General features: G+C 71.9%; 23 protein-coding genes and 1 pseudogene. 18 read left to right on the forward strand and 6 right to left on the reverse strand.

Going from position 1 to position 25,412, the window contains the following annotated elements; translation table 11 throughout:
* The first annotated feature begins 91 nt into the window (after positions 1-91).
* The 4 genes from hutU to hutI are packed head-to-tail and all read left to right on the forward strand — an operon-like array spanning position 92 to position 5,521.
* On the forward strand, positions 92-1,756 hold the full coding sequence (gene hutU / locus ACGFZS_RS43595; RefSeq protein WP_393799793.1) for a urocanate hydratase: 1,665 nt from the start codon (positions 92-94) through the stop codon (positions 1,754-1,756).
* Positions 1,753-2,970, forward strand: a complete 1,218-nt coding sequence (locus ACGFZS_RS43600; RefSeq protein WP_393799794.1) for an allantoate amidohydrolase — start codon at positions 1,753-1,755, stop codon at positions 2,968-2,970. Before hutU ends, ACGFZS_RS43600 begins: the two co-directional genes overlap by 4 nt.
* Positions 2,967-4,307, forward strand: a complete 1,341-nt coding sequence (locus ACGFZS_RS43605; protein WP_393799795.1) for a formimidoylglutamate deiminase — start codon at positions 2,967-2,969, stop codon at positions 4,305-4,307. The genes ACGFZS_RS43600 and ACGFZS_RS43605 overlap by 4 nt, the downstream gene beginning before the upstream one ends.
* Positions 4,308-4,342: 35 nt before the next feature.
* Complete coding sequence (gene hutI, locus ACGFZS_RS43610) at positions 4,343-5,521, forward strand: imidazolonepropionase (protein ID WP_393799796.1); 1,179 nt, start codon at positions 4,343-4,345, stop codon at positions 5,519-5,521.
* A gap of 1 nt (position 5,522) precedes the next feature.
* On the opposite strand, the gene ACGFZS_RS43615 is transcribed toward hutI, so the two are convergent.
* Both ACGFZS_RS43615 and ACGFZS_RS43620 read right to left on the reverse strand, forming a co-directional pair.
* Entirely contained in the window at positions 5,523-7,013 is a 1,491-nt protein-coding gene (locus ACGFZS_RS43615) for an RICIN domain-containing protein (RefSeq protein ID WP_393799797.1), read from the reverse strand.
* A gap of 148 nt (positions 7,014-7,161) precedes the next feature.
* The gene (locus ACGFZS_RS43620) at positions 7,162-8,055 is read right to left on the reverse strand and encodes an RNA polymerase sigma factor SigF (protein WP_393799833.1); all 894 of its coding nucleotides are present in this window, start codon (positions 8,053-8,055) and stop codon (positions 7,162-7,164) included.
* A gap of 305 nt (positions 8,056-8,360) precedes the next feature.
* Here ACGFZS_RS43620 and ACGFZS_RS43625 point away from each other — a divergent pair, with 305 nt between their 5' ends.
* From ACGFZS_RS43625 to ACGFZS_RS43650, 6 genes are all read left to right on the forward strand, one after another.
* Positions 8,361-8,747 (forward strand): STAS domain-containing protein, encoded by a 387-nt coding sequence (locus ACGFZS_RS43625; RefSeq protein ID WP_359212995.1) that lies wholly within the window; start codon positions 8,361-8,363, stop codon positions 8,745-8,747.
* A gap of 182 nt (positions 8,748-8,929) precedes the next feature.
* Positions 8,930-9,448 carry an ATP-binding protein gene (locus ACGFZS_RS43630; RefSeq protein WP_365695378.1) on the forward strand — a complete coding sequence of 173 codons (519 nt, stop codon included), beginning with the start codon at positions 8,930-8,932 and terminating at the stop codon, positions 9,446-9,448.
* A gap of 187 nt (positions 9,449-9,635) precedes the next feature.
* The gene (locus ACGFZS_RS43635; RefSeq protein WP_393667918.1) at positions 9,636-10,334 is read left to right on the forward strand and encodes an LPXTG cell wall anchor domain-containing protein; all 699 of its coding nucleotides are present in this window, start codon (positions 9,636-9,638) and stop codon (positions 10,332-10,334) included.
* A gap of 29 nt (positions 10,335-10,363) precedes the next feature.
* The gene (locus ACGFZS_RS43640; protein ID WP_393799798.1) at positions 10,364-11,236 is read left to right on the forward strand and encodes a hypothetical protein; all 873 of its coding nucleotides are present in this window, start codon (positions 10,364-10,366) and stop codon (positions 11,234-11,236) included.
* Between the two features lie 62 nt (positions 11,237-11,298).
* Positions 11,299-12,303 carry a neocarzinostatin apoprotein domain-containing protein gene (locus tag ACGFZS_RS43645; protein ID WP_393799834.1) on the forward strand — a complete coding sequence of 335 codons (1,005 nt, stop codon included), beginning with the start codon at positions 11,299-11,301 and terminating at the stop codon, positions 12,301-12,303.
* A complete protein-coding gene (locus ACGFZS_RS43650) occupies positions 12,300-13,613 on the forward strand; it encodes a hypothetical protein (RefSeq protein ID WP_393799799.1) in 1,314 nt (437 codons plus the stop codon). Before ACGFZS_RS43645 ends, ACGFZS_RS43650 begins: the two co-directional genes overlap by 4 nt.
* A gap of 135 nt (positions 13,614-13,748) precedes the next feature.
* Here the strand turns inward: ACGFZS_RS43650 and ACGFZS_RS43655 are convergent, their stop codons facing one another.
* Positions 13,749-15,245, reverse strand: coding sequence for an oligopeptide:H+ symporter (locus ACGFZS_RS43655; RefSeq protein ID WP_393799800.1), 1,497 nt, complete (start codon positions 15,243-15,245; stop codon positions 13,749-13,751).
* Positions 15,246-15,735: 490 nt separating this feature from the next.
* On the opposite strand from ACGFZS_RS43655, the gene ACGFZS_RS43660 reads away from it, so the two are divergent.
* Complete coding sequence (locus ACGFZS_RS43660; RefSeq protein ID WP_355717352.1) at positions 15,736-16,413, forward strand: response regulator transcription factor; 678 nt, start codon at positions 15,736-15,738, stop codon at positions 16,411-16,413.
* Positions 16,414-16,539: 126 nt separating this feature from the next.
* Complete coding sequence (locus ACGFZS_RS43665; RefSeq protein ID WP_393799801.1) at positions 16,540-17,814, forward strand: ATP-binding protein; 1,275 nt, start codon at positions 16,540-16,542, stop codon at positions 17,812-17,814.
* Between the two features lie 52 nt (positions 17,815-17,866).
* Here ACGFZS_RS43665 and ACGFZS_RS43670 read toward each other — a convergent pair whose 3' ends face one another.
* Positions 17,867-18,388 carry a GtrA family protein gene (locus ACGFZS_RS43670; protein ID WP_355717357.1) on the reverse strand — a complete coding sequence of 174 codons (522 nt, stop codon included), beginning with the start codon at positions 18,386-18,388 and terminating at the stop codon, positions 17,867-17,869.
* Positions 18,389-18,594: 206 nt separating this feature from the next.
* Between ACGFZS_RS43670 and ACGFZS_RS43675 the strand changes: the two genes are divergently transcribed.
* The 3 genes from ACGFZS_RS43675 to ACGFZS_RS43685 are packed head-to-tail and all read left to right on the forward strand — an operon-like array spanning position 18,595 to position 21,452.
* The gene (locus ACGFZS_RS43675) at positions 18,595-19,734 is read left to right on the forward strand and encodes a 5-(carboxyamino)imidazole ribonucleotide synthase (RefSeq protein WP_393799802.1); all 1,140 of its coding nucleotides are present in this window, start codon (positions 18,595-18,597) and stop codon (positions 19,732-19,734) included.
* Between the two features lie 20 nt (positions 19,735-19,754).
* The gene (purE, locus tag ACGFZS_RS43680) at positions 19,755-20,252 is read left to right on the forward strand and encodes a 5-(carboxyamino)imidazole ribonucleotide mutase (protein ID WP_359213139.1); all 498 of its coding nucleotides are present in this window, start codon (positions 19,755-19,757) and stop codon (positions 20,250-20,252) included.
* Between the two features lie 21 nt (positions 20,253-20,273).
* Positions 20,274-21,452, forward strand: a complete 1,179-nt coding sequence (locus tag ACGFZS_RS43685; protein ID WP_393799803.1) for a dipeptidase — start codon at positions 20,274-20,276, stop codon at positions 21,450-21,452.
* On the opposite strand, the gene ACGFZS_RS43690 is transcribed toward ACGFZS_RS43685, so the two are convergent.
* Complete coding sequence (locus ACGFZS_RS43690; protein ID WP_393799804.1) at positions 21,401-22,534, reverse strand: alkene reductase; 1,134 nt, start codon at positions 22,532-22,534, stop codon at positions 21,401-21,403. The two genes, ACGFZS_RS43685 and ACGFZS_RS43690, sit on opposite strands and share 52 nt — an antisense overlap.
* A 56-nt stretch (positions 22,535-22,590) precedes the next feature.
* Between ACGFZS_RS43690 and ACGFZS_RS43695 the strand changes: the two are divergent.
* Positions 22,591-22,958: pseudogene (locus tag ACGFZS_RS43695) on the forward strand (MerR family transcriptional regulator).
* Positions 22,959-23,112: 154 nt separating this feature from the next.
* Complete coding sequence (locus ACGFZS_RS43700; RefSeq protein WP_393667847.1) at positions 23,113-24,219, forward strand: dipeptidase; 1,107 nt, start codon at positions 23,113-23,115, stop codon at positions 24,217-24,219.
* Between the two features lie 20 nt (positions 24,220-24,239).
* On the opposite strand, the gene ACGFZS_RS43705 is transcribed toward ACGFZS_RS43700, so the two are convergent.
* The gene (locus ACGFZS_RS43705) at positions 24,240-24,599 is read right to left on the reverse strand and encodes a VOC family protein (protein ID WP_393799805.1); all 360 of its coding nucleotides are present in this window, start codon (positions 24,597-24,599) and stop codon (positions 24,240-24,242) included.
* Between the two features lie 115 nt (positions 24,600-24,714).
* On the opposite strand from ACGFZS_RS43705, the gene ACGFZS_RS43710 reads away from it, so the two are divergent.
* Positions 24,715-25,221, forward strand: coding sequence for a CGNR zinc finger domain-containing protein (locus tag ACGFZS_RS43710; protein WP_393799806.1), 507 nt, complete (start codon positions 24,715-24,717; stop codon positions 25,219-25,221).
* Positions 25,222-25,412 lie beyond the last annotated feature (191 nt).

Genomic DNA, 25,412 nt, shown 5'->3' on the forward strand with positions numbered 1-25,412 from the left:
GACCGGGCGCACGCTGGCGGACGGATGTATTGACTAGTTCTATTCAGCGGTCCAGGATGTGAATAACCGCAGAAACTTCAGGAGGCAGACCATGTCAGGACCCCGCCCCGTACGAGCGCCGCGCGGTACGGAACTGAGCGCCCTGGGATGGCAGCAGGAAGCCGCCCTGCGGATGCTGCAGAACAACCTCGACCCCGAGGTCGCCGAACACCCCGACAAGCTCGTCGTCTACGGCGGCACCGGCAAGGCCGCCCGCGACTGGCGCTCCTTCGACGCGATGGTCCGCACCCTGCGCACCCTCAAGCAGGACGAGACCATGCTGGTCCAGTCCGGCCGCCCGGTCGGCGTGATGCAGACCCACGAGTGGGCCCCGCGCGTCCTCATCGCCAACTCCAACCTGGTCGGCGACTGGGCCAACTGGGAGGAGTTCCGCCGTCTGGAGGCCCTCGGCCTGACCATGTACGGCCAGATGACCGCCGGCTCCTGGATCTACATCGGCACCCAGGGCATCCTCCAGGGCACCTACGAGACCTTCGCCGCCGTCGCCGCGAAGAAGTTCAACGGCACCCTCGCCGGGACCATCACCCTCACCGCCGGCCTCGGCGGCATGGGCGGCGCCCAGCCGCTCGCCGTGACGATGAACGACGGCGTCGCGATCTGCATCGACTGCGACCCGCGCGCCATCGAGCGCCGTATCGAGCACCGCTACCTCGACGTGAAGGCCGACAGCCTGGAGCACGCCCTCCAGCTGGCCACCGAGGCCCGCGACGCCCGCCGCCCGCTCTCCATCGGCCTGCTCGGCAACGCGGCCGAGCTGCTGCCGCGGATGCTCGCCGAGGGCGCCCCGATCGACATCGTCACCGACCAGACCTCCGCCCACGACCCGCTGTCGTACCTGCCGGTCGGCGTCGCCTTCGAGGACATGGCCGACGCCGCCGCCAAGGACCCGGCGGGCTTCACCACCCGCGCCCGCGAGTCCATGGCCAGGCACGTCGAGGCCATGGTCGGCTTCATGGACGCCGGCGCCGAGGTCTTCGACTACGGCAACTCCATCCGCGGCGAGGCACAGCTCGCGGGCTACGAGCGGGCGTTCGCCTTCCCCGGCTTCGTCCCGGCCTACATCCGCCCCCTCTTCTGCGAGGGCAAGGGCCCCTTCCGCTGGGCCGCCCTGTCCGGCGAGGCCTCCGACATCGCCAAGACCGACAAGGCCATCCTCGACCTCTTCCCGGAGAACGAGTCCCTCAGCCGCTGGATCAAGATGGCCCAGGAGCGGGTCCACTTCCAGGGCCTGCCCGCGCGCATCTGCTGGCTCGGCTACGGCGAGCGGGACAAGGCCGGCGAGCGCTTCAACGACATGGTGGCGAGCGGCGAGCTGGCCGCACCGCTGGCCATCGGCCGCGACCACCTCGACTGCGGCTCGGTGGCCTCCCCCTACCGCGAGACCGAGGCCATGCTCGACGGCTCCGACGCGATCGCCGACTGGCCGCTGCTCAACGCCATGGTCAACGTGGCCTCCGGCGCCTCCTGGGTCTCCATCCACCACGGCGGCGGGGTCGGCATGGGCCGCTCCATCCACGCCGGACAGGTGACCGTCGCCGACGGTACGAAGCTGGCCGGCGAGAAGATCCGCCGCGTGCTCACCAACGACCCCGGGATGGGCGTCATCCGGCACGTCGACGCCGGGTACGACATCGCGGAGTCGGTCGCGCAGGAGCGGGGCGTGCGCGTGCCGATGCGTGAAGGTGACGACGCGTGACCTTCCACAGCATGTGGGCGGAGCTGCTGCCGGTCGGCCGCAGCTCCGCCTCCGGCGGCTACCGGCGCTACGCCTGGACCGGTGCCGACACCGACTGCCGCGCCTGGTTCCAGGAGCAGGCCGAGGCGCGCGGACTGACCTACGAGGTCGACCGCAACGGCAACCAGTGGGCCTGGCTCGGTGACCCCGCCGCCGGCAACGCCGTCGTCACCGGGTCGCACCTGGACTCCGTGCCGGACGGCGGCGCCTTCGACGGCCCGCTCGGCGTCGTGTCCTCCTTCGCCGCGCTCGACGAACTCCGCGCGCGGGGGGCGGAGTTCACCCGTCCCCTCGCCATCGTCAACTTCGGCGACGAGGAGGGCGCCCGGTTCGGGCTCGCCTGCGTCGGATCGCGGCTGACGGCGGGGCAGCTGACCGTCGAGCAGGCGCACCGGCTGACCGACGGTGACGGGGTCAGCCTTCCCCGGGCCATGGAGGCCGCCGGACACGACCCCGACGCCATCGGCGCCGACCCCGAGCGGCTCGCCCGCATCGGCGCCTTCGTCGAGCTCCATGTCGAACAGGGCCGGGCGCTGGACCTGTCCGGGGACCGGGTCGGCGTCGCCAGTGCCATCTGGCCGCACGGACGCTGGCGGTTCGACTTCCGGGGCGAGGCCAACCACGCCGGCACCACCCGGCTGGCCGACCGCCGCGACCCCATGCTGTCCTACGCCGAGACCGTGCTCGCCGCCCGCCGCGAGGCCGAACTCGCCGGTGCCGTCGCCACCTTCGGCAAGATCGCCGTCGAGCCGAACGGCGTCAACGCCATCCCGTCCCTGGTGCGCGGCTGGCTCGACTCCCGCGCCGCCGACCAGGCCACCCTCGACACCGTTGTCGGCGGCATCGAGAAGGCGGCCCGGGAGTACGCGGAGGCGCACGGCATCGATCTTGACGTGGTCCGGGAGTCCTTCACCCCGGTCGTCGAGTTCGACCACGCCCTGCGCGACGAGCTGGGCCGCATCCTCGGCCGGGACACCGGCCTGACCGTGCCCGTCCTGGGCACCGGTGCCGGACACGACGCCGGGATCCTCTCGGGGAGCATCCCGACCGCCATGCTGTTCGTGCGCAACCCCACCGGCGTCTCGCACTCCCCGGCCGAGTTCGCGGCCGAGGACGACTGCGTGGCCGGGGTGAGCGCGCTCGCCGACGTACTGGAAGGGCTGGCCCGCGCGTGACGACACGGACGACGTACTGGTTGGAGTACGCCTGGCTGGGCACCTGTGTCGAGCCGGGCGTCGCCGTGGAGGTGGCCGACGGCCGCGTCACCGCCGTGCGGACGGAGGTCCCCGCGCCGCCGCCGGGCGCCGAGATCCTGCGCGGTCTCACCCTCCCCGGGCTGGCGAACGCCCACTCGCACGCCTTCCACCGCGCCCTGCGCTCCACCGTCCAGGTCGGCTCCGGGACCTTCTGGACCTGGCGCGAGCTGATGTACTCCTTCGCCGACCGGCTGACCCCGGACACCTACCACGCCCTCGCCCGCGCGGTGTACGCCGAGATGGCGCTCGCGGGCATCTCCTGCGTCGGCGAGTTCCACTACGTGCACCACGCCCCCGACGGCACCCGGTACGCCGACCCCAACGCCATGGGCGAGGCGCTGATCGCGGCCGCCGCCGACGCCGGTATCCGCATCACCCTCCTGGACACCGCGTATCTGTCCGCGGGCTTCGGCGAGCCGCCCAACGCCCACCAGCGCCGCTTCTCCGACGGCAGCGCGGAGGCCTGGGCCGAACGCTGTTCAGTTCTCAAGGAACGGGATCACGCACGGATCGGAGCGGCGATCCACTCCGTACGGGCGGTGCCCGCGGGCCAGTTGGCGACCGTGGCCCGCTGGGCGGAGGAGCGGCGGGCCCCGCTGCACGTGCACCTCTCCGAGCAGACGGCGGAGAACGACGCCTGCCTGGCCGCCCACGGCGTCACCCCCACCCGGCTGCTCGCCGACCACGGCGTCCTCGGCCCCCGCACCACCGGCGTCCACAACACCCACCTCACCGACGAGGACATCGCCCTGCTCGGCGGCACCGGCACCGGCACCTGCATGTGCCCGACGACCGAGCGCGACCTGGCCGACGGCATCGGACCGGCCGTCGCCCTCCAGCGCGCGGGCTCCCCGCTCTCCCTCGGCTCCGACAGCCACGCCGTCATCGACCTGCTCGAAGAGGCCCGCGCGATGGAGCTGAACGAGCGGCTGCGCACCCGCACCCGGGGCCACTGGACGGCCGCCGCCCTGCTGCGCGCCGCCTCCGCCGACGGCCACGCCGCCCTCGGCTGGAACGACGCGGGCGCCATCGAGACCGGCATGCTCGCCGACCTCACGACGATCGCGCTCGACTCGGTCAGAACAGCGGGACCGGTGCCGCGGCTCGGCGCCGAGACGGCCGTATTCGCGGCGACGGCAGCGGACGTACGGCACACGGTCGTCGCGGGCCGCCACGTCGTACGGGACGGCGCGCACACCCTCGTATCCGATGTGCCCCAGGCCCTCGCGCGGGCCGTCGAGGCGCTCCGCACCTGACGACCAGCCCCCACAAGGACTCCGACGAGGCCCCCATGAGCAGCAGCACCGTCATCACCAACATCGCCACGCTGGTCACCAACGACCCCTCCCTCGGTGACAACTCCCCTCTCGGTCTGATCCAGGACGCGGCCGTCGTCATCGACGGCGACCGTGTCGTGTGGACCGGTGAATCCAGCAAAGCACCCGCCACTGACAACCGGGTCGACGCGGGCGGCCGGGCGGTGCTGCCGGGCTTCGTGGACTCGCACTCCCACCTGGTCTTCGCGGGCGACCGCACCCAGGAGTTCAACGCCCGCATGTCCGGCCGCTCGTACACGGCCGGCGGCATCCGGACGACGGTCGCGGCGACCCGGGCGGCCACGGACGAGGAACTGGAGCGGAACCTCACGCGTTACCTCGCCGAGGCCCTCCGCCAGGGCACCACCACCTTCGAGACCAAGTCGGGCTACGGCCTGACGGTCGAGGACGAGGCACGGGCCCTGCGCATCGCCGCGCTCCACACCGACGAGGTCACCTACCTCGGCGCCCACATCGTCTCCCCGGACTACGCCGACGACCCGGCCGCCTACGTCTCCCTCGTCACCGGCGAGATGCTGGACGCCTGCGCCCCCCACGCCCGCTGGATCGACGTCTTCTGCGAGAAGGGCGCCTTCGACGGCGACCAGGCCCGCGCGATCCTCACGGCCGGCCGGGCCAAGGGCCTGACCCCGCGCATCCACGCCAACCAGCTCTCCTACGGCCCCGGAGTCCAGCTGGCCGTCGAACTGGACGCGGCCAGCGCCGACCACTGCACCCACCTGACCGACGCCGACGTGGACGCCCTCGCCCACGGCCGGACCGTCGCCACCCTCCTCCCCGGCGCCGAGTTCTCCACCCGGGCCGAGTGGCCGGACGCCCGCCGCCTCCTCGACGCGGGCGTCACCGTCGCCCTCTCCACGGACTGCAACCCGGGCTCCTCCTTCACCTCCTCCGTCCCCTTCTGCGTCGCCCTGGCGGTACGGGACATGGGCATGACCCCGGACGAGGCGGTCTGGTCGGCGACGGCGGGCGGCGCGCAGGCCCTGAGGCGGGACGACATCGGCCGCCTGACCCCCGGCGCGTACGCCGACCTGACCCTCCTCGACGCCCCGAGCCACGTCCACCTGGCCTACCGGCCGGGCGTTCCCCTGGTCAGCGGGGTGTGGCGGCGGGGCGTACGGGTCGCCGGCTGAGTCAGCGCGCCCCCGCCCGCCAGTGCTGGGGGGTGCTGTCGGTGACCCGGTCCAGGGAGAGCTGGTCGTCGCCGTTCGGGGTGAGGGCCGTCTCCAGGGCGATGGCCGGGCGGATCTCGCCGTCGGGGGTCACGGTGAAGCGGAGGTTGATGCCGTGGTCGCCGTCGACCGAGGAGCACTGCCAGATGCCGACGCCGTTGTCGACCGAACCCCGGCTGTCCAGGCAGAAGTCGGGGTCCTCGGCGGACTGCAGGACGCCCCGGGACTCGTCGACGCGCCAGCGCTGGGTGGCGGAGCCGGAGCAGGGGGCCGTGACGACGTCGGTGCCGTTGTCGAAGTCGGCGTCGAGGACGTCCAGGCAGCGGGCGGTGGCGGCGTTCACGATCTGGGTGTAGGCGGCGCCCGGGGGCTTCGGTGTGGGGGACGGGGTCGGGGTGGGGGTCGCGCTGTGTGACATAGCACTGGACGTGGGGGGCACGAGGGACGGCGACGGCGAAGGAGCCTCCGTGGGAGACACGGTCGTCGTCGCCGTCACGGTCACCTGGGGGCTCGTGGGCGGTGGTGTCGCGGCCGTCCCGGTCCGGGCCTGGGCGTCCGGGCGGGTCAGGAGGTAGAGGAGCAGCGGGATCAGGGCCGCGGCCAGGGCCGTGGAGGTCAGCAGGAGACGGCGGGACGGGGGCCGGCGCCGGTGCGGCGGCAGGGGGTCGGCGGGCGGCGCCGGCGGGGCGTCGTGTCGTACGTACGCGGTTCCGGCCCAGGGCAGCAGCCCCTCCGCCAGCGTCTCGCGCGGGGTGTCGCGCAGCGCGGTGAGGTCCTCGAACGCCGCCGTGCAGTGCGGGCAGTGCGCCATGTGCGCGTGCAGGTCGGTGCTGTACCGGGGGTTCTCCGGGCGTACCGACTCCTCGATCAGGCGGCGGAAGTCCGCGCAGCGGGGGTCGTCGGAGGCGGCCAGCCGGGTGCGCAGACAGGCCTGGGCCAGGGAGTGCAGGGCGGGCGGGGTGCCGTGGCGGACGTCCTCGGGGGTCAGGCCGAGGTGGGCGACGGTCAGGGCGCGGGGTTCGCGGTCCACGACGTCGTACCAGATGAGGCCCTGGGAGCGGGACGGCAGGGACTGGAACGCCGGCAGCAGGGGCGGGGTCGGGGCGCCGCCGGTGCCGGAGGAGTTGAGGACCAGGAGGAAGGTGGGGTCCAGGGCGGCGGAGCGCTCGTCGTGCGACCAGTCGGCGGCCAGCCGGGCGGTCAGCAGGAGCAGATGGTGGCGGAGCGGGACGACCGGCTCGGCGCCGCCCGCGATCTCGCGGGCGGCGGTGGTGAAGGTGTCCGCGGTCAGCCGGCGGGCCGCCGCGTCGCCGGCCGTGCAGAGGCGGGCGTAGGCGAGCACCGCGGCGTGGTGGCGGCCGCGGAGTTCCTGGAGCGCGGGGTACGCGGTGGCGGTGGGGGTGCGCAGGAGTTCGGTCAGGCGCGCGTCCGAGGGCGGGTTGTCCTGGACCATCGTGCACCCCTTGTCGCCGGGCATCCTTGCTGACGTACCGGCCAGTTTGGGGCGTGGGTGCCGCTGCGCGTGGAGCTTTGGCCAAAGACGTGGCGGGCCGGGGCGCGGGGTCCCCCCGTCGCCCCGGCGGTACGACCGCCGACCCGGCTCACTCCTCCAGCGTCAGCGCCTTGCGCAGCTGCACCAGCGTCCGGGAGAGCAGCCGGGACACATGCATCTGGGAGATGCCGAGTTCGTCGCCGATCTCCGACTGGGTCATGCCCGCGACGAAGCGGAGGGAGAGGATCTTCCGGTCCCTGGACGGGAGTTCGGCGATCAGCGGCTTCAGGGACTCGATGTACTCGATGCCTTCGAGGCCGTGGTCCTCGTAGCCGATGCGGTCCGCGAGGGCGCCCTCGGACTCGTCCTCCTCCGGCTGCGCGTCCAGGGAGGAGGCGGTGTACGCGTTGGAGGCGGCCATGCCCTCGACGACCTCGTCGTCGGAGAGGCCGAGGCGTTCGGCCAGCTCCGCGACGGTGGGGGCGCGGTCCAGCTGCTGGGCCAGTTCGTCGCCCGCCTTCGCGAGGTCGAGGCGGAGCTCCTGGAGGCGGCGCGGGACCCGTACCGACCACGACGTGTCGCGGAAGAAACGCTTGATCTCGCCGATGATCGTCGGCATCGCGAAGGTGGGGAACTCGACACCGCGGGACAGCTCGAAGCGGTCGATCGCCTTGATCAGGCCGATCGTGCCGACCTGGATGATGTCCTCCATCGGCTCGCTGCGCGAGCGGAAGCGGGAGGCGGCGAACTTGACCAGCGCGAGGTTCAGCTCGACGAGGGTGTTGCGGACGTACGCGTACTCGTACGTGCCTTCCTCCAGCGACTCCAGCCGCTCGAAGAGGGTCTTGGACAGGGCTCGCGCGTCGACCGCGCCGACCTCGTCGTACGGGGGGATCTCGGGGAGTCCGAGCCCCGCGACACTGCCCTCGATGGCATCCAGTTGTTCCGGTGGGGGTGTCGACGTCGCCGTCCGGGTATGCGATGCGTCGAGCCGGGGTGACATGGTGTCCTCCATCGTTCTCGGCATAAGGCTGCCGAAGCCGTGCGTGCACTGCGGTGTGCGGCGCCTCCAAAGCCGGCCGTGTCGGTTTGCGTGTCCCTACTAGCCCTACCCGCTCCGCCGAGCCACTCGCAAGTCCGTTCTATTGGCATGTGTCCGGATTTGAGAGGTTGTTCGGGTGTCGGGTTGCGTGCAGAAGGCGTAATGTTCGAGGGCGTCGACACGGCGTTCGGCGGACATCGGTGGGCATCGTCAGACATCGGTCAGACGGTGGCAGAAGCGGTCACGACCTCGGGAGAGAGACGGCAATGGACCACGGGACGGTCGGCAGCGCACAGTCGGGCCGGCTGCTGGTGGAGGTGCGGGAAGAGGGCTCCAGCGCCGTCGTGATTCCGGCGGGTGAGCTCGATCACCACACCGCCGATCTGCTGCGCGAGCCGCTCGACGATCTCCTCGACAAAGGCTTCTCACGCCTTGTCGTCGACTGCTCACGCCTTGAGTTCTGCGACTCCACCGGGCTGAACGTGCTGCTCGGCGCCCGGCTGCGGGCCGAGGCCGCCGGTGGCGGGGTGCACCTCGCCGGGATGCTGCCCGTCGTCGCCCGGGTCTTCGAGATCACCGGGGCCGAGGCGGTCTTCACCGTCCACGACTCCGTCGAGGCGGCCCTGGCCGACGAAACCGGCGACAAGGGCTGAGCCCGGGCCCGGCGTCCGGAACCGGGGGGTGTTCCGGCGGATCGGTCGGGCAGGAGAGATTCTGGATCTGTTGGCGACCCACCCGGCCACGCTTGAGTGGCTCATGCCGACGGGTCCGTACGACACTGCAGCACGCGAACTCTTTGAATCGTGAACCGGTGAAACGGTGAGGTGAAGCGCTGATGAGCACCACCCGGCCTTACCCGCCGGGCGACCGCGGCCCGGAGCCCAGCGGCGCTTCCGGGATGTCCGAGGGGACGGCGTCCGGGACGCCGTCCGCCTCGTCGGGGGGTCGTCAGGTCCGCAGGATCCGTCTCGACGGCGAGAGCGGGGTCGTGCCACTCGCCCGCGACTTCGCCCGGCAGGCGCTGTACGCGTGGGGGTGGCTGCCGGCGGCCACCGCCGACCGGCGGGCGGCCGCCGAGGATGTGCTGCTCGTGGTCTCCGAGCTCGTCACCAACGCGTGTCTCCATGCGGAGGGGCCGGATGAGTTGTTCCTGGCCTGCGACAACAAGGTGATCCGGGTGGAGGTGTCCGACCGGGGGGCCGGGCAGCCGGCGCCGCGGACGCCGCATCGGGCGGGGCGGCCGGGTGGGCACGGGATGTTCATCGTGCAGCGGCTGTGTCTGGACTGGGGGGTCGTACGGACGCCAGGGGCGGCCGGGAAGACCGTTTGGGCGGAGTTGGGGGCACCTGCCTAAGAGGCAGCGGCCTGGTGTTCGTGCGCGGCTGCGGGTCGGTGGGGGCTGGTCGCGCAGTTTCCCCGCGCCCCTGACGGGGCGTTTGGCATCCCCACACTTCCGCCACGCCCTTTCTCTTCCCTCCTCATGAGCCCCGGCGTACCTTGACGGCCCATCTGATACGCCGTCAGGAATGAGGTGGACCGTCGTGTCGTCCTCCAAGCGAACCGCCGCGCTCGTGTCCGCCGCCGCGCTGGCCGGGTCGGCGGTGCTGTTGGCCGCCCCGGCGGCGCACGCCACCGTCGTCGACGTCAACTACGCCTGCAAGACGCCGATCGGCAACAAGAGCGCCGTCTCCCCGATCGACATCAAGGGCGTCAAGAGCGGCAGCGGCTACAAGATCACGATGTCCTGGCAGAAGGGCGTCTCCTCCAGCCCCGTCGAACTCGGCAAGGGCGCGATGAACCCCAGCGCCACCATCAAGCTCGGCGGCGCCGACAGCGGCACGATGAACGTGACCGGCTCGCCCAACCAGGCCGCGATCCCCGCCAACACCCCCATCAAGATCAACGACTTGAGCGGGACCTACACGCCGGAGAAGAGCGGCAAGGTGACCTTCACCCCGGGCACGCTCACCATCAAGGCGCTCGGCACGACGACGACCTGCAACCCCACCAACAACCCCGGCCCCGCCCTGACGTTGGACGTGACGGCATCGGGATCCGGCTCCACCGGTTCCGGCTCGTCGTCCTCCGGCGGCACCGGCGCCGACTCCGCGGGCACCCTCCCCAAGACCGGCCCCGAGGACTCGTTCGTCGCCCTCGGCACCCTCGGCGGCACCGTGCTGCTCGCGGGCGCGGCCGGCACCCTCTGGCTGACCCGGCGGAACCAGACCGTACGCCGCTGACCCGCCGGGTCCGACCGCTGGAGCCGCCCATGCCGTCCGCCCAGTCCGCCGCCCGTGTCCTCGGCGTCACCGTCCTGACCCTGCTCGCCGCGACCCCGCGCGCGGCGGCCGCCGAGGGCTGGTCCCTCGCGCCCGCGGGCGCCGGCCGCCCGTCCGTCTACGCCGAGGGCGCCCCCGGAACGGTCCTCCAGGACACCGTGTCGGTGCGCAACCCCGGCGGACGGCCGGTCACGGTACGGCTGTCGGGCACCGGCGTGCCCCTCACCTTCGCCGAGCCGGACATCCGCGTCCCGGCCCGCACCCGCGCCGAGGTCCCCTTCACGATGACCGTCCCGGCCGGCGCCGCCCCCGGCGACCGCTCCGGCACGCTGGTCGCCAAGGACACCGACGGCCGCACCGCCACCGTCCGCATCCGCCTCAGGGTCGGCGGCCCCACGCTGTCCGCGCTGACCGTCGAACACCTCGCCGTCCACGGCGACCGCATCACGTACGAGCTGGTCAACAGGGGTACGACCGTGCTCGTACCGAAGCTGGCGGTGCGCGCCCACGGCCTCCTCGGCCGGGTCCTGCTGGACCGGGCGCCGCGCGCCCTCCCGGTCCGCCTCGCCCCCGGCACCCGCACCGAACTCAGCGAACCATGGTCCGGCCACCCGGCCCTGGACGCGGTCGACGTCCGGCTGACGGCGACGGCGGCGGGCGGCGCGCACGACACCGCGGGCACGAGCGCCCGGTTCGTGCCCTGGGGCGCGGTGGCCGGGGCCGCGGGCGTGCTGACGGCCGGGGCGGCGGGGGCCGCCGTGACGGTCGTACGACTGCGCGGGCGGCGCGGGAACGGGTCGGCCGGAGCCCTGCCCACGACGGGCACGGACACGGACGTCGAGTTGACGGGAGCGGCGAGGTGAGAGTGCGTGCGGTCCTGATACTGGCGGCGGTGTGCGCGCTGCTGCTGGCGCCCGCGGCGCCCATGGCGGCGGCGGCCGGCGGTCCGGCCGTCAAGGTCTCCGAGTCCCAGGCCGGAACCGGCGGTTCGATCACGGTCAGCGGCACCGGCTGGCGGTCGAACACCCTGCTGATGATGCTGATCTGCGGCCAGGCCAGCCCGTCCCGGGGCGTGATCGGCGGCACCAACTCCTGTGCCAACGCCGACGGCCGGGCCGTCACCACCGACGCCGACGGCCACTTCAGCAAGCGGCTCCCGGTCGCCGAACCGCCGGTGCCCTGCCCCTGCGTGGTGCACGTGGCCACCGTGACCGGGGCGGACGCCGACGCGGACGCCGTCTTCCAGGTCGCCGGACACCCCGTGAAGGCGCTGCCCGCCGAGTCCACCGGCGGCCGTCTCTCCATCCTCACCGACACCCGCCTCGACGGCTCCTCGGGCCTGCTGACCTGGTTCGGCGCACCCCCCTCCCGGACCCTCGTCTTCACCATCGGCAACGCGGGGTCGAGCACCCTCAAGGACCCCGTCTTCCAAGTCGGCACCTCGCACGGCGTGTTCGCCCCGCAGTGGGACGAGCAGCAGTGGCGCGGCACCCTCGCACCCGGCAAGAAGGCGCGGGTCGAACTGCCCGTCGAACTCTCCGCCGGAGCGCACGGCGACTACACCGTCTCCCTCAAGTACGACGGCAAGGTCCTCGCCGAGCAGCCCTGGGGCGTCGGCCGCCCGTGGGGCGTGACCCTCTTCTGGATCCTGCTCTGCGTGGTCGTACCGGCGGCGGTCTTCCGCATCGGCATGGCGGTGGTGGACCGGGTACGACCGCCCCGCGCCGGCGGCATCCGCCATCGCGGGATGCACCGCCCGACCCTGCGTCTGCCGCGCCCGCGCACGCCGGAACCCGCCCCCGCCACCACCGCGACCCTGCCGTGGTTCACCCCCGACACCGATCCGGGCACGGCCACCGGTCGGCTCTCCGCACCGCACGACGACAGTCCGGCGAGTCCTACGACTCCCACCACGAAGGGACCCACATGATCATGCGAAGGAGAGTGACACCGGTCAGAGCGGGTGCGGCGGCGGCCGCGCTGGTCCTCGGCGGGGCGGGCGTCCTGCTGGGCGCGGCCGCCGGGACCGCACAGGCGGCCGAGGTGTCGTTCGCCACCCACTGCGTACCGCCCGCCGGGGTCGCCGACCCGATCGACGGCACCACCAAGGTCGAGATCACCGCACCCGCCACCGCGAAGGTCGGTGACACGGTCGACATCACCTGGAAGTTCGTGCAGGCCGCGTCCAAGAACCCGGACATCATCGACCTGCCCGCGAACACCGTCCAGCCGTCCGGCACGGTCAAGGCGGCCGGCGCCCAGACCGCCGACATCGCGATGCAGGGGCCGCGCGAGAACCCGGCGATCCCCAAGGGCGGCGACATGGTGCTGTCCGACATGACGGGCTCGCTGAAACTGACGTCACCGGGCTCGGTGACGCTCACCCCGGACGCGTACACGGTCAACGCGTACGGCACGGACACCGTGTGCACCCCGTCCGGGACGGTGCCGCAGGCGGCCACGATCGAGGTGACCGGCACCGGTTCGACCGACTCGGCGAGCCCGTCGGACAGCACCTCGGCATCGGCATCGGCGTCGGCGTCCGCGTCCCCCTCCGACTCGGCCTCCGCCTCCACGTCCGCGTCGGCCTCCGCGTCGGCCTCCGCCTCCGACGGCACCGGCCAGACCGACTTCACGGGCAAGGAGGTCGACATCCCCTACGCCTGCAAGACGCCCATCGGCGACAAGAGCGCGACCTCGCCGGTGCAGATCAACGCCAAGAAGGACGGCGGCAGTTTCGACCTCACCGTGCAGTTCAACGGATCGGTCATGGACAGCCCCGCCGACATCCCGGCGGACAAGGTGAAACCGTCGATGGAGGTGGTTCTGGGCGGCGCCGACACGGGCACGGTCCACGTGGAGGGCCCGACGAACTCCGAAGCGATCAAGACCGGGGACCCGATCAAGATCCCCGACCTGACGGGCACCTACAAGCCGGGCGCGAGCGGCGAGTCGACGCTGTCGCCGGGCGTCCTGACCGTCGAGGCACTGGGCACGACCACGACCTGCACCCCGACCAAGACCGAGGTCTCCCTGACCCTCGACACCACGGAACAGGCGAGCGGCGCGTCGGGCAGCACGACGACCTCCGGCGGTTCGTCGTCATCGAGCAGCGGCGGCCTGGCCGAGACCGGTGACAGCAGCAACGGCGCACTGAAGGCCCTGGGCCTGGTGGCGGGAACGGCCATCCTCCTGGGCGGCGCGGTCTTCACCTTCATGCCTCGAAAGAGGACGAGGTAATTCCCTAGGGGCGCGGGGCTGCATCTGATGTGCGGCTCCGCCGCGTGGGCGCGACCAGCCACACACAACCGATTGCCGAAAACGCACGAGGGCCACCCCATCCAAAAGATGCGGTGGCCCTCCGTCAGAAGACGATCAGTGAACGTCGCCCATGAGCTCGCGTACCTTCTTCCGGTACATCCACACGGCCACACCGGCCAGCACCGCCAGCACCGCCTGGAACGCCACGATCCCCGTCTTGTTGAGGTCGACGCCCGCGATGGACAGCAGCCCGGTCGTCGCGTCGCCCGCGGTGACCGCGAGGAACCACACACCCATCATCTGGGACGCGTACTTCGCCGGAGCCATCTTCGTCGTGACCGACAGACCCACCGGGGACAGCATCAGCTCACCCACGGTCTGCACGAAGTAGATCCCGACCAGCCACATCGCCGCGGCCTTGTGACCACCGTCGGCGATCGACAGCGGCGCGAGGAACAGGAAGAACGACGCGCCGATCAGCACCAGACCACCGGCGAACTTCACGGCCGTGCTCGGCTCCTTGCCCCGGCGGGCCATCGCCAGCCACGCCCAGGCGAAGACCGGCGCGAACGCCATGATCATGACCGGGTTGACCGACTGGTACCAGGAGACCGGGAAGTTCCAGCCGAAGATCGTGTTCTTCGCGGAGGCGTCGGCGAACAGGGAGACGGTCGAACCGCCCTGGTCGTAGATCATCCAGAAGACGGCGGCGGCCACGAAGAACCAGATGTAGGCGCTCATCTTGGACTGCTCGGCGCGGTCCAGGTCCTTGTCCCGCTTGATGCGGCCGATGACGACGACCGGGATCACCAGACCGGCGATGGTGATCGGGACCAGCAGCCAGTTCAGGGTGTAGACGCCGGAGACACCGACGACGACGTAGAAGACCGCCGCGACGGCGGCCCAGAAGCCGGCCTTCGTCAGCGTCGCCTTCTTCTCCGCGTCGGACAGCGGGGTGGGGACGATGTCCGAACGCGAGCTCAGGTGGCGGGTGCCGAGCAGGAACTGGGCGAGGCCCAGCGCCATGCCGACCGCGGCCAGCGCGAAGCCGAGGTGCCAGTTGTAGTTCTCGCCGACCGTGCCGATGACCAGCGGCGCGGCGAACGCGCCCAGGTTGATGCCGATGTAGAAGAGCGTGAAGCCACCGTCACGGCGCGGGTCGTCCGGACCGTCGTACAGGTGGCCGACCATCGTGGAGATGTTGGCCTTCAGCAGACCGGAACCTATGGCGACCAGGCCGAGGCCGGCGAAGAAGGTGCCGGAGCTGGGCAGCGCCAGCGTCAGGTGGCCGAGCATGATGATCGCGCCCGCGACGGCGACCGTCTTGCGGGGGCCGAGGACACGGTCGGCGAACCAGCCGCCCGGCAGGGCGAGCAGGTACACGAGCGACAGGTACACGGAGTAGATCGCCGTCGCCGTGGCCGCGCTCATGTGCAGGCCGCCGGGAGCGACCAGGTACAGCGGGAGCAGGGCCTTCATGCCGTAGTAGGAGAATCGCTCCCACATCTCGGTCATGAAGAGAGTGGCCAGTCCGCGGGGGTGGCCGAAGAAGGTCTTCTCGGAACCGGGGGTGCCCGGTCGGACCGAGTCCTTCGTCAGGCTGGACGCCATGGTCGTTCCTTGCTGGTCGGAGCGCGCGGTGGGGCTGTGCGCGCCCGTGGGGGGAGCGGCCGGCACCGGCGGGTCGGACCGTCCACCCCACGCCCAGGGGGAGCCCGCCCCGGATCACGGGGCGGCGGACGGCGACCACCGGGATCCACGCCCCGTGACGCTGTGTCGCGTCCGGAGCCCGGCCAGAGGTCATTCCTTTCGAGGCTGGCAGGCCAGCCCGCACACAAAAGAGACCTTCAGCGTCAAGATGCCCACCAAAGGTCCCCGGGTGTACTACAGGCGTTCACGTCACTGTACGTCAGGACACTGCCGGATATGGAAGGACTTGAGACACGGATCACAGGTGTCGGGGGAACCGCGCGCGCGGTTTCGAAGGTCCGTCCTACGATCTCACCTGTCGCCCATAGGTTCGTACCACTGTGCCCCAAGGTAAGAATCCCGGGTGCCGATCACACTCCAGTACTGCGCGTAAGCGGACTACCATCACCTCATGACCCGTGTACTGCTCGCCGAGGACGACGCGTCCATCTCGGAGCCGCTGGCCCGCGCACTGCGCCGGGAAGGTTACGAGGTCGAGGTGCGCGAGGACGGACCGACCGCGCTCGACGCCGGAATGCAGGGCGGCATCGATCTGGTCGTGCTGGACCTCGGGCTGCCCGGCATGGACGGCCTGGAGGTCGCGCGCCGGCTGCGGGCCGAGGGCCACGCCGTGCCGATCCTCATCCTGACCGCGCGGGCCGACGAGGTGGACACCGTCGTCGGCCTGGACGCGGGCGCCGACGACTACGTGACCAAGCCGTTCCGGCTCGCCGAACTGCTCGCCCGGGTGCGGGCGCTGCTGCGGCGCGGTGCCGCGGAGCCCGCGCAGCCGCCGGCCACGCACGGGGTGCGGATCGACGTGGAGTCGCATCGCGCGTGGATGGGCGAGGAGGAACTCCAGCTCACCGCGAAGGAGTTCGACCTGCTGCGGGTGCTGGTGCGGGACGCCGGGCGCGTGGTGACGAGGGACCAGTTGATGCGGGAGGTCTGGGACACCACGTGGTGGTCGTCGACCAAGACGCTCGACATGCACATCTCGTGGCTGCGCAAGAAGCTGGGCGACGACGCGGCGAACCCTCGGTACATCGCCACGGTGCGTGGTGTCGGGTTCCGGTTCGAGAAGAGCTAGGTCGGCTACGCGCGTTACGCCGTGGGTGGCTTGTGTGGTGTGCGCGACCGGCCGTCGTCGTGGGCTGGTCGCGCAGTTCCCCGCGCCCCTTCGGGGCGCTGAAGTGGCCGTTTCCCGGAGAGTGTCGTGCGCCGTCGTCTGATCCAGTCCACCCTCGCCGTTGTTCTCGTCGTCATCGCCGTCTTCGGCGTGTCCCTGGTGATCGTCGAGTCGCGGACGATCAGCAACAGTGCCCAGGAGCGGGTCGACTCCGAGGCGCTTCGGCTTGCCAGCATCGTCGACAGCCGGATTCTCGGGGACGAGAACATCACCGCGGAGATACTGCGCAGTCAGGTCGGCAAGGATCAGTACGCCGTCATCCGGATCCCGGGGAAGGCGCCGATCGAGCTCGGGGCGAAGCCCGAGGGCGATGTGATCCATTACACGGCCGACGGCGAGGAGGGTGAGACGGTCACCGTCCAGGAGCCGCGGTCGACGGTGACCCGGGAGGTCGGCCGTACGCTGCTGATCATCGGGGCCGTCGCGCTGCTCGCGGTGATCGCCGCCGTACTGCTGGCCATCCGGCAGGCCAACCGGCTGGCGTCCCCGCTGACCGACCTGGCCGAGACCGCGGAGCGGCTGGGGTCGGGCGACCCGCGCCCGCGCCACAAGCGGTACGGCGTCCCGGAGCTGGACCGGGTCGCCGATGTGCTGGACTCCTCCGCCGAGCGGATCGGGCGGATGCTCACCGCCGAGCGGCGCCTCGCCGCCGACGCGTCGCACCAGCTGCGCACTCCGCTGACCGCGCTGTCCATGCGTCTGGAGGAGATCACCCTCACCGACGACCCGGACATCGTGAAGGAGGAGGCGAACGTGGCGCTCACGCAGGTGGAGCGGCTGACGGACGTCGTCGAGCGGCTGCTGACGAACTCGCGTGACCCGCGCACCGGCTCCGCCGTCTCCTTCGACCTGGACGAGGTCATCCAGCAGCAGCTCGCCGAGTGGCGGCCCGCCTACCGCAGTGCGGGCCGGGCGATCGTCAGCTCGGGCAAGCGGCATCTGCGCGCGGTGGGCACGCCCGGCGCGGTGGCGCAGGTGCTGGCCGCGCTGATCGAGAACTCGCTGATGCACGGGGGCGGCACGGTCGCGCTGCGGACCAGGGTCACCGGCAACCAGGCGGTCGTCGAGGTGACGGACGAGGGGGCCGGGGTGCCCGCCGACCTCGGCAACCGGATCTTCGAGCGGACCATCAGTGGCCGGAACTCCACCGGGATCGGGCTCGCGGTCGCCCGTGACCTCGCGGAGGCCGACGGCGGCCGGCTGGAACTGCTCCAGGCCCAGCCGCCGGTGTTCGGCCTGTTCCTGTCCCGCACCCCGCCCGCGCACAAGCCGTCGGACGAGGACCGGCCGATGGTCCGCTAGGCCGGTCCGATCCGGTCTGGCCCGATCCGGTCTCGCCCGGTCCGGCCCGGTCCTAGTCCGCGAGGGAGTTCTGGCGGACCCGCTGCCTGGGCTTCCCGGTGTCGGCCGCCTGTTCCAGGATGGCCTCCGCGTCGGCGACCGTCTCGCGGGCCGGCAGGGTCTTGAAGACCCAGCTGCGGTACGACCAGAAGCGGAACAGGGTCGCCACGCCGATGCCGACGAACTTGAAGACATTGCTCTGCAGCGGGCTGTCCCAGCCGAATCCATAGGTCGCCAGGTACAGCAGACCGTTCTCGATCACCAGGCCGACCGCGCTGAACAGCAGGAACAGGGTGAGTTCCTTGGTACGGCCGTTCTTGTCACGGTCCCGGTACGTCCAGTAGCGGAAGCCGACGTAATTGAAGACAATGGCCACGACCGTCGCTATGACGCTCGCCCGCACCACCGGCAGTTCGGTGACGTGCCTGACCAGGTTGAAAACGCCGAGATTGACGAGAATGCCGGCCCCGCCGACGGCGCCGAATTTGGCGACCTCGCGTACGAGCCGTTGCAGCCCCGAGGAACCACGTTCCATGGTTGTGCGGGCTCCCGTCCGTAGGAATTGGCGACCCAGCCATGCTAACGACCCAGTATGTCCCACGCCTGTGGATGGCGACACAGGTCGGAAACGGCTTGGAAAGAGCACCGGAAAAGCGGGGCAAGAGACGCCGAAGTGTCAGGTAAGAGCCCTGTTCGCAAGAGGGGAAACCGGCCACTCGGCGCGGCCGATACCCTGGGGGCGTGACGTTCCCGGTAGTCGGCATGGTCGGCGGGGGTCAGCTCGCGCGTATGACGCACGAGGCGGGCATCCCGCTGGGCATCAGGTTCAAGCTCCTCAGTGACACTCCTCAGGATTCCGCGGCCCAGGTGGTGAGCGATGTCGTCGTCGGCGACTACCGCGACCTGGACACGCTGCGTGAGTTCGCGCGCGGCTGCGACGTGATCACCTTCGATCACGAGCATGTCCCCACCGAGCATCTGCGGGCCCTGGAGGCGGACGGCATCCCCGTGCGCCCCGGTCCCGACGCGCTGGTGCACGCCCAGGACAAGGGCGTGATGCGGGCGAAGCTCGACGCGATCGGCATCCCGTGCCCCCGGCACCGGATCGTGGCCGACGCGGAGGACGTGGTCCGGTTCGCGGCCGAGGGCGACGGCTTCCCCGTCGTCCTGAAGACCGTGCGCGGCGGCTACGACGGCAAGGGCGTGTGGGTCGTCGAGACCGCGGAGGAGGCCACCGACCCCTTCCGGGCCGGCGTGCCGGTCCTCGCCGAGGAGAAGGTCGACTACGTCCGCGAGCTCGCCGCCAACGTCGTACGCTCCCCGCACGGCCAGGCCGTCGCCTACCCGGTGGTCGAGTCGCAGCAGGTCAACGGCGTCTGTGACACCGTGATCGCGCCCGCGCCCGAGCTGGAGGAGTCGCTCGCCCTGCGGGCCGAGGAGATGGCCCTGCGGATCGCCAAGGAGCTGGGGGTCGTCGGCCACCTCGCCGTCGAGCTGTTCCAGACCCGCGACGGCCGCATCCTCGTCAACGAACTGGCGATGCGCCCGCACAACTCCGGCCACTGGACCCAGGACGGCGCGATCACCAGCCAGTTCGCGAACCACGTACGGGCGGTCCTCGACCTGCCGCTCGGTGACCCGCGTCCCCGCGCCAAGTGGACGGTGATGGTCAACGTCCTGGGCGGCGACTACCCGGACATGTACTCCGCGTACCTGCACTGCATGGCCCGCGACCCCAAACTGAAGATCCACATGTACGGCAAGGACGTGAAGCCCGGCCGCAAGGTCGGCCACGTCAACACCTACGGCGACGACCTGGACGACGTTCTCGAGCGCGCACGTCACGCTGCCGGCTACCTGAGAGGCACGATCACCGAATGAGCCCCGTTGTTGGCATCGTCATGGGTTCGGACTCCGACTGGCCCGTGATGGAGGCCGCCGCCAAGGCCCTGGACGAGTTCGAGATCGAGTACGAGGTCGATGTCGTCTCCGCGCACCGGATGCCGCGCGAGATGATCACGTACGGCGAGCAGGCCGCCGACCGCGGACTGAAGGCGATCATCGCGGGCGCCGGGGGAGCGGCCCACCTCCCGGGCATGCTCGCCTCCGTGACCCCGCTCCCGGTCATCGGCGTCCCGGTTCCGCTGAAGTACCTCGACGGCATGGACTCGCTGCTCTCCATCGTGCAGATGCCGGCGGGTGTGCCGGTCGCCACGGTCTCGGTCGCGGGCGCCCGCAACGCCGGTCTGCTGGCCGCCCGGATCCTGGCCGCGCACGACGAGGACCTGCTGCAGAAGATGCGCGAGTTCCAGCAGGACCTCAACGACCAGGCGACCGAGAAGGGCAAGCGGCTGCGTTCCAAGGCCGAGGGCTCGAACGGCTTCGGCTTCGGCAAGTAGGACTCCGGGAAGCAATACGCAATGACGTCCCTCGATGAAGCCCGGTCCCTGCTGCGCGAGTTCCCGGTCGTCGACGGCCACAACGACCTGCCGTACGCGTTGCGCGAGCAGGTCCGCTACGACCTCGACGCCCGAGACATCGCCGGCCACCAGAACGCCCATCTGCACACCGACATCCCGCGGCTGCGCGAGGGCGGGGTCGGTGCGCAATACTGGTCGGTGTACGTCCGCTCGGACCTGCCGGGCGCGGTCCCGGCCACCCTCGAACAGATCGACTGCGTACGGCAGTTGATCGCCCGTTACCCGGCCGACCTGCGGGCCGCGCTGACCGCCGCCGACATGGAGGCGGCGCGCGCCGAGGGCCGTATCGCCTCCCTCATGGGCGCGGAGGGCGGTCACTCGATCGACAACTCGCTGGGCACCCTGCGCGGTCTGTACGAGCTGGGCGTGCGCTACATGACGCTCACCCACAACGACAACAACGACTGGGCGGACTCGGCGACCGACAAGCCGAACGTCGGCGGCCTCTCCGCGTTCGGCCGCGAGGTCGTGCGGGAGATGAACCGCCTGGGCATGCTGGTGGACCTGTCCCACGTGGCGGCCACCACCATGCGCGCCGCCCTCGACACCACCACCGCCCCGGTGATCTTCTCCCACTCCTCCTCCCGGGCCGTCTGCGACCACCCCCGCAACGTCCCGGACGACGTCCTCGAACGCCTCCCCGCCAACGGCGGCATGGCGATGGTGACGTTCGTGCCGAAGTTCGTGCTCCAGGCGGCGGTCGACTGGACGGCGGCGGCCGACGAGAACATGCGCGCGCACGGCCTGCACCACCTCGACACCACCGAGGAGGCGATGAAGGTCCACCGGGCCTTCGAGGAGAGCCACCCGCGCCCGATCGCCACGGCCGCCACGGTCGCCGACCACCTCGACCACATGCGCGAGGCGGCGGGCATCGACCACGTCGGCATCGGCGGCGACTACGACGGCACGGCCTTCACCCCGGACGGCCTGAACGACGTCTCCGGCTACCCCAACCTGATCGCCGAACTCCTCGACCGCGGCTGGTCCCGCGCCGACCTGGCGAAGCTCACCTGGCAGAACGCGGTCCGGGTGCTGGGCGCGGCGGAGGACGTGGCCCGCGGCCTTCAGGCCACCCGCGGCCCGTCGAACGCCACCCTGTCCGAGCTGGACGGCTGACCGGCCAGGGCGGGGTAGTCGGTGTAGCCGGCCGCCCCGCCCACGTACATGAAGTACCGGTCCCGCACCGGGTTGAGGGGCGCGCCGAGGCGCAGCCGGGCGACCAGGTCGGGGTTGGCGAGGAACGGGCGGCCCAGCGCGACCAGGTCGGCCCCGGCGGCCAGCAGGCGCCGGGCGGCCCCGGTGACCTCCTCGGTGGTGAGGTCGTGCAGCACCGGGTTGGCGATCAGCGTCCCGGTCCAGGCCGTGCGCAGCCGGTGGAACAGCGGGCCGTCCGGGTCGGCGTGCACCAGGTGCAGGTAGGCGGGCTCCAGCTCCGCCAGCCGCGCCACGAGCGCCGGGTAGAGGGTCTCGGTGTCGCCCTCCTCGATGCCGTTGACCGTGCTCGCGGGGGAGATCCGCACCCCCACCCGGTCCGCCCCGATCGCGGCGGCCACCGCCTCCGTCACCTCCGCCGTGAACCGGATCCGCCCGGCGACCGAGCCGCCGTAGGCGTCGGTACGGCGGTTGGTGCCGGCGGCGAGGAACTGGTGCAGCAGATGGCCGTTGGCCGAGTGCACCTCGACCCCCTCGAAACCGGCGTCCAGCGCCCGGCGGGCCGCGGCGGCGAAGTCGGCGACGGTCGACCGGATCCCCTCCCGGCTCAGCTCGCGGGGCACGACGGCCGGGCGGTGCCCGTCCGGGGTGAAGATCGTCTCCGGGAGCGGGACCGGCGAGGGCGCGACCGGGGTCAGCCCGGTGGTCGCCGGGTGGCTGACCCGGCCGCCGTGCTGGAGCTGCAGGAACATCCGGCCGCCGGACGCCCGGACCGCGTCCGTGACCTTCCGCCAGCCCGCCGTGTGCGCGTCCGTGTGGATCGCGGTGATGTTCGGGTACGTCTGGCCGACCGCGTTGGGGGTGGCCGCCTCGGCGATGATCAGACCGGCCGCGGCGCGCTGGGCGTAGTACGTGGTCATGAGGTCGGTGGGGGTGCCGTCGGCCGCCGCGCGGTTGCGCGTGAGCGGGGCCATCACGAGGTGGTTGGGGAGTTCGAGCCCGCCGAGCCGGGCCGGTGCCAGGAAGTCCGTCGTGGTCCGTGTCATGGCGCGTACCGTAGAACCTCACATTGATGTCAGATTCAAGTCCTCCCGGGGGCGGCATGCGGATCGGAGAACTGGCCCGGCGGACCGCGGTGAGCGAGCGGTCGCTGCGCTGCTCCGACGAGCAGGGGCGCAGGGTTTGCTGACGGCCGACCGGACGTCCGGCGGGCACCGCGACTATCCGGAGGCGGCGGTCGACCGGGTCGTACGGATCCAGGAGCTGTTCGCCGCCGGGCTGCACAGCACCCGGATCAAGGACCTGCTGCCCTGCATGCGGGACCAGGACGGCGGCCCTTCGGCCGTCGCCACGCCGAGGCTGGCGGCCGACCTCGCCGCCGAGCGCGACCGGATCGACCGCATGATCGCCGACCTGGTGCGCTCGCGGGAGACGCTGGACGAGGTCATCAGGGCCGCGCGGGAGAGCTGAGCGGGGAACCGCGTGCGAGGACGGCGTACGGAGGGCCGCGTGCGGGGCCCGTACCCCCGAACGCACCATCCACCAGGAACCCTCCCGGCCGGGCGTGCGACGGTGGGCTACAGCCCCTTCACGACGTAGGTCACCACGACGTACGGAGCCCTTCATGGCCGACCTCCAGCACGACATCCCCACCACGACCGAGGTCGGCGAGGACGACTGCCTCCCGGACGACCCGTTCCCGTTCCCGGCGGCGTCCGGCGCCGAACTCCTGGAGCGGGCCCACGCCCTGCTGGCCGTGCATCCGGTCGCGGACGGCTACAGCGAGCTGCCCCGGGCGCTCGCCCCGCTGCCCTGGTACGACCTGGAGCTGGGCGAGACGGCCGTGGACACGGACGTGCCCCGGCTGCGCGAGGGGCATGTGGGCGCGCTGTTCTGGTCGTTGCGGGTACCGGAGGCGGAGCGCGGCGGCCGGGCCGTGGGGGCCACGCTGGAGCAGCTGGACCTGGCGCGCCGGGTCGTCGAGACGCATCCGGAGGGGCTGCGTCTGGTGCGGACCGCCGGACAGGTCATCGACGCCCGCAACTGCGGCCGGGTCGCCGTGGTGCTCGGCCCGGCCTCCGCCGCCGCCCTCGACGACTCCCTCGGCATCCTGCGCGTCCTGCAGTCCCTGGGGCTGCGCGTGCTCACCCTGACCGACGTGGCCTGGGCGGGCCGGGAGGGGCTGACCCGGTTCGGCGAGGAGGTCATCCGCGAGATGAACCGGCTCGGCGTGCTCGCCGACCTGTCCGGCGCCCCCGAGGCCACCCTCGCCCGGGTGCTCGCCCTCTCCAAGACGCCGGTCCTGTGCACCCGCTCCGCCGCCGCGTCCCTGCGCCCGCACCCCGCCAACCTCTCCGACGAACTGCTGGTGCGGCTGGGGGAGCAGCGGGGCCTGTGCATGGTGCCGCTGTCCGCCGAGCAGACCGGGCCGACCGTCCCGGACGTCGCCGACCACCTCGACCACATCCGCGTGGTGGCAGGACCCGAGTGCGTCGCCCTGTCCGGCACCTACGACTCCGGCGCCACCCACCCCCGCGACCTCGCCGACACCTCCCGCTACCCCCACCTGATCACCGAACTGCTCCGACGCAGCTGGTCCGAGGCCGAAATCTCCCTGCTGACCTGGGGAAACGTCCAGCGAGTGCTGCGCAGCGCCGACTTCACCGCCCGCGCCACCCAGCGCCGCAGGGAGCCCAACCAGCCGCCCCGCCCGGCCGACGCGGACGCCTGACCGGGCCCGTCAGCCGGTCGTCAGGCCCGGCACAGGCAGAAGGGATGACCCGCCGGGTCGGCGTAGACCCGGAAGCCGCGCGCCCGGTCCGCCGCGTCCAGCGGCTTGGCGCCCAGCTCCAGCACCCCCTGCTCGGCCGTGTCCAGGTCCTCCACCGTCAGGTCCAGATGGAGCTGCTGGGAGTCGTCGGGCGCGGGCCACTGCGGCGCCACGAACCCGGGCGCCCGCTGGAACGCCAGCGCCTGCCCGCCGGGCACCGCCAGGTCCACCCAGTCCCCGTCCCCCTCGACGCTGCCGCCCAGCACCCCGGCGTAGAAACCGGCGAGCGCGGACGGGTCGGGACAGTCCAGGACGACGACTCCGAGCTTGGCGAGAGCCATGACTTCCTCCTCGCGATCGAGAGTTACCTTTAAGGAGAGGTAACCGGTAACGGTTACCTGATGCTCCCGCAGTGGAGGTAACGTCGCAAGGGAATTGCGGAGGTAACTTGCAGGCATGAGTGAGAGATCGCCCGCGCCGGGCGGCCTGGCCCTGGTCGAGGCCCTGGTGAACACGGTGGACCTGGAGTCGGGCGCCGACACCCTCGACACGCCGGACGGCCGGGCGCGCCTCGGCATCACGGAGGCCGGGCTCCCCGCCGCCCGCGACCTGCGCGAGTCCCTGCGCGCCACCCTCCTCGCGCACGCCGGCCACCCCCCGCACCGCGAGGTCACCCCGCTCGGCGAACTCCTCGCCCACGCCCCCCTGTACCTCGCCGTCGACCCCCTCGACGGCTCGGCGACCCTCGCCCCCGCCGACACGGCCCCGCTCCTCTCCCGGATCGCCGCCGCCGTGGCCACGTCCCTGGTCGAGGGCACCTGGACCCGCCTCAAGGCCTGCGAGGCCGACACCTGCCACTGGGCCTACTACGACCGCAGCCCCGCCGGCCGCGGCCGCTGGTGCTCGATGCAGGTGTGCGGCGCCCGCGCCAAGATGCGCCGCTACCGCGCCAAGGACACGTAACACACAGCCAGTTCCCCCGCGACGCAAGTGCCCAGTGGTGCAGAATGCAACAAGACACCGGTTCGGCCGACTGAGCCTCGGCCGAACCGGTGTCGCCTGGCCCTATGTCTATGAAGCGCCCCCAGTTCTTCGAAGCGCCCCGCACTGGAGCGCCCCGAAAGGGGCGCGGGGAACTGCGCGCTCAGCCCCCA

The organism is Streptomyces sp. NPDC048288 (assembly GCF_043201555.1).
Taxonomy (GTDB): Bacteria; Actinomycetota; Actinomycetes; order Streptomycetales; family Streptomycetaceae; genus Streptomyces.

What these genes read in the sequence shown, in the direction of transcription:
- hutI (WP_393799796.1), top strand. Translation starts at nt 4,343, where the DNA reads ATGAGCAGCAGCACCGTCATCACCAACATCGCCACGCTGGTCACCAAC.
- ACGFZS_RS43670 (WP_355717357.1), bottom strand. Translation starts at nt 18,388, where the DNA reads ATGGAACGTGGTTCCTCGGGGCTGCAACGGCTCGTACGCGAGGTCGCC.
- hutU (WP_393799793.1), top strand. Translation starts at nt 92, where the DNA reads ATGTCAGGACCCCGCCCCGTACGAGCGCCGCGCGGTACGGAACTGAGC.
- ACGFZS_RS43710 (WP_393799806.1), top strand. Translation starts at nt 24,715, where the DNA reads ATGAGTGAGAGATCGCCCGCGCCGGGCGGCCTGGCCCTGGTCGAGGCC.
- ACGFZS_RS43630 (WP_365695378.1), top strand. Translation starts at nt 8,930, where the DNA reads ATGAGCACCACCCGGCCTTACCCGCCGGGCGACCGCGGCCCGGAGCCC.
- ACGFZS_RS43615 (WP_393799797.1), bottom strand. Translation starts at nt 7,013, where the DNA reads ATGGTCCAGGACAACCCGCCCTCGGACGCGCGCCTGACCGAACTCCTG.
- ACGFZS_RS43620 (WP_393799833.1), bottom strand. Translation starts at nt 8,055, where the DNA reads ATGTCACCCCGGCTCGACGCATCGCATACCCGGACGGCGACGTCGACA.
- ACGFZS_RS43655 (WP_393799800.1), bottom strand. Translation starts at nt 15,245, where the DNA reads ATGGCGTCCAGCCTGACGAAGGACTCGGTCCGACCGGGCACCCCCGGT.
- ACGFZS_RS43640 (WP_393799798.1), top strand. Translation starts at nt 10,364, where the DNA reads ATGCCGTCCGCCCAGTCCGCCGCCCGTGTCCTCGGCGTCACCGTCCTG.
- purE (WP_359213139.1), top strand. Translation starts at nt 19,755, where the DNA reads ATGGGTTCGGACTCCGACTGGCCCGTGATGGAGGCCGCCGCCAAGGCC.
- ACGFZS_RS43645 (WP_393799834.1), top strand. Translation starts at nt 11,299, where the DNA reads ATGGCGGCGGCGGCCGGCGGTCCGGCCGTCAAGGTCTCCGAGTCCCAG.
- ACGFZS_RS43700 (WP_393667847.1), top strand. Translation starts at nt 23,113, where the DNA reads ATGGCCGACCTCCAGCACGACATCCCCACCACGACCGAGGTCGGCGAG.
- ACGFZS_RS43690 (WP_393799804.1), bottom strand. Translation starts at nt 22,534, where the DNA reads ATGACACGGACCACGACGGACTTCCTGGCACCGGCCCGGCTCGGCGGG.
- ACGFZS_RS43625 (WP_359212995.1), top strand. Translation starts at nt 8,361, where the DNA reads ATGGACCACGGGACGGTCGGCAGCGCACAGTCGGGCCGGCTGCTGGTG.
- ACGFZS_RS43685 (WP_393799803.1), top strand. Translation starts at nt 20,274, where the DNA reads ATGACGTCCCTCGATGAAGCCCGGTCCCTGCTGCGCGAGTTCCCGGTC.
- ACGFZS_RS43660 (WP_355717352.1), top strand. Translation starts at nt 15,736, where the DNA reads ATGACCCGTGTACTGCTCGCCGAGGACGACGCGTCCATCTCGGAGCCG.
- ACGFZS_RS43705 (WP_393799805.1), bottom strand. Translation starts at nt 24,599, where the DNA reads ATGGCTCTCGCCAAGCTCGGAGTCGTCGTCCTGGACTGTCCCGACCCG.
- ACGFZS_RS43650 (WP_393799799.1), top strand. Translation starts at nt 12,300, where the DNA reads ATGATCATGCGAAGGAGAGTGACACCGGTCAGAGCGGGTGCGGCGGCG.